5 protein-coding genes are annotated in these 2,822 nt (G+C 27.5%); all 5 read right to left on the bottom strand.

Annotated elements, in window-relative coordinates:
* A partial coding sequence (locus LS64_RS12010) for a hypothetical protein (protein WP_138127381.1) occupies positions 1-483 on the bottom strand: 483 nt, incomplete at its 3' end.
* Complete coding sequence (locus LS64_RS12005) at positions 473-865, bottom strand: hypothetical protein (protein WP_034570267.1); 393 nt, start codon at positions 863-865, stop codon at positions 473-475. The genes LS64_RS12005 and LS64_RS12010, both read right to left, overlap by 11 nt.
* A gap of 12 nt (positions 866-877) precedes the next feature.
* The gene (locus LS64_RS12000) at positions 878-1,489 is read right to left on the bottom strand and encodes a hypothetical protein (RefSeq protein ID WP_118949219.1); all 612 of its coding nucleotides are present in this window, start codon (positions 1,487-1,489) and stop codon (positions 878-880) included.
* Positions 1,490-1,503: 14 nt separating this feature from the next.
* On the bottom strand, positions 1,504-1,707 hold the full coding sequence (locus LS64_RS11995) for a hypothetical protein (RefSeq protein WP_118949218.1): 204 nt from the start codon (positions 1,705-1,707) through the stop codon (positions 1,504-1,506).
* A gap of 813 nt (positions 1,708-2,520) precedes the next feature.
* Positions 2,521-2,822 (bottom strand): hypothetical protein (locus LS64_RS12660; protein WP_161976983.1); only part of this gene is annotated, 302 nt, incomplete at its 5' end.

Raw genomic sequence — 2,822 nt, 5'->3', positions numbered from 1 at the left:
GCTAGAATCTAGCAAAATCTTACCCTTGCTACCCTTGCTAATATTGATATTTTGATTTACGCAGGGCGGACGTGCTAAATCTAATACTTTGCTTAAATCTTTTAAAGTCTTTGTAACTAACTTTAAATCATTGCTAGTCTTTATATTCTTAGCAATTTCTTTTAAATTCAGTAGCATTATTTCACTATGTAAGAATACTCTATCAAGTAGCAATGGATACTTTGTAGAATAGTAGCTTATTAATTCCTTTTGAATAAGCTTATTTTCAACCATAAATAGCGACCTTAACATTTTTTCAAAAGTAGCAATAAAAGCCTTTGAATCTATATCAATTTCGATATTATGCTTTTTGATATATCTTTGTAGCGTCCGCACGTCCATTTTATACATACTTGCTAATTCCTTAATGCTATATAAACCACTTTGATACTTTGGAATAATCACAGCATAATCAAATTTATACTTTACATTCTTAGTTTTCATTTAGAATCCTTTTATAATCATTTATCACATTAAAACCTACAATTTGCATTAAATTATTAGCTACATTGCATTTATACACATTAGCTTGATTCTTTGCATTTATCACATTATCACGCAGATTCTTATTGAAATTGTGTAGCATTTCAATATCATTCACATTGTAATCAACTTTGATTTTTTTCATTGTGTTATAAAATTTATTTCTATCTACTTTATACTTTATGATTAGATTCTTGCTAGAATCTAAACCACTTAAATAATCAATAATAGCATTATAAAGATTTTCATTAATCTTATATTTTGTGATAAAAGCCTTTTTTAACGCAGATTCTAAATCACTTGCTACATTCCCAGCATTTCCATTCTTTGCTATATTTTCCATTACACTACCCTTTTATGAAAACCTTTTTTTAAACTCTTCGTATTCCTTTTCCTTTTGCAAACGCTCATAATTTTCAGTGAATTTTTCAATATCCTTTAACCTTTGCTTTTCAAATTCCTTAATCTTTTGCAAACGCTCATTTTCTTTCATTCTAAAATAATCCTTTGCATTCCAAAATTTACCTTTATAGTAAAATTCATTACCCACACTTTTAGATTCCAGCTCACTACCCACTTTTTGCAAATATAAATCATTTAAGGCTTCTCTCTCATCCTTGCTTAAATCGATAGTATTATCATTTGCAAATTTATACAATTCATCAGCAGAGTCCATAATCTTATTAGAATCTTGCTTATATTTTTCTAAGATTCTATATCCAAACATTTCTAAAGCAGCCGCCGCACGTCTTTCATTCATTTTATCAATTTCACTATTTAAAGCCTTTGAAACTTGCTTTTTAATAGAATCTTGCATTTTAGATTCTGCTTCCATTTGCAAGTTTTCAATAGAATTTACTTTATTTGTTAAATCCTTAAGAATATCACTTACAGAATCTAAAAACGCAGATTCATTTTCAACATTAGCAATCTTTGCTAAATCCTTAATCTTTGCATTAATATCCATTTTACACCACCTTTTTAATCAATCGTTCGCACATTATCATATAGATTAAATGATTTTCTTTGAAATTCATTTCTAACTATATTGACAAGATTATCTCTAGCCTTTGTATTCTTAGAATCCTTTGCATATTCATTAATACCAGATTCTAAACTATCCAACATTAACCTTAAGTCTTTGATAGCATTTAAACTATTTTCTTTTTGCTTATCACTAACCATAATCCTACCTACCTTTTAAAGATTTTAGTTAGATTCTAAGAAACTATCACAAACTTAGAATCTAAATAAAATCTAAGTTAAGGACAAAAACTTAGATTCTATACTTAAGGATATAAAAATAAATGAATTGTAGTATTGTAGCAAGGGCACTTGTAGCTAAATTCTAGGAGCAAACAAATAAATCTTAAAATCTAGCTTCCTTGCTACATTGAAATTTTACTATATACTACCTTTTGCAATTCTTATAAAAAAAAGATTTATTCACTACTTTTTTTAAGCACGTCCCCCCCCCTTGCAATCACTACACTAAAAAAATACATAAATCTTAGAATCTAGCTTTTAACCGACAATATAACCGACACGTTGATTAAATGTTGATTTATTCCAAAATCTAACAAATATCGATATATAGCATTTTTCACAAATTAAGCATTTTTAAAAAAAGCTACAATTTACACGCAAAACCGACCACGCCCTTAAAAATTTTTTTTACACAAAAAATCTTTAACACAAAAATTAGAATCTAGCAAACATTAATCTTAGATTCTAGCATTCCAAAATCCTACATTTGCAATCATAAAACCTTAACATAATGTTAAGATTTTTCCTTGCTACCATTCCAAAAATGAAACCTTAAAAATAGCTAAATTTAGCTTAAATTGTTAGTAAAATTGTTAGTAAGAAAAAATCAAAATACAAATTTAAATCTTTGAAATATCGTTATATACATTGTTTCATAAGCTTAAATGGTAAAAAATCATAATTTCCTACCACTAAATTAAACAAAATAACAAACGCTTCAAACGCCCTTGCTTACGATATTTTATCACTTTGTGATTTATAATAAGAATATGTGTAGAAAAATATTAATTCATTTGACAGCGTAGGTTTCAATAAAACTTTATAGTAGCAATCTTTGATATTTACAAAAGCTACTATTTTAATACCCTTGCATTGCAAACGCTTAAATCTAGATTCTAAAAAAGCTAAATCGTTATCACTTGCTACCCTGCTACTAAGTGAAATCATATTAAAAAGGTTAAATTCCTTTTTCATAGTATCCACTCTCTTACGTCCGCTTTTGCTAGAATCTAGCAAATATACATAAGGTATAA

The sequence above is a fragment of the Helicobacter saguini genome, from assembly GCF_000762875.2.
Classification (GTDB): Bacteria; Campylobacterota; Campylobacteria; order Campylobacterales; family Helicobacteraceae; genus Helicobacter_A; species Helicobacter_A saguini.
Note: the sequence above shows the minus strand (reverse complement) of the source record. Positions and strands in the feature narration are given on the sequence as shown.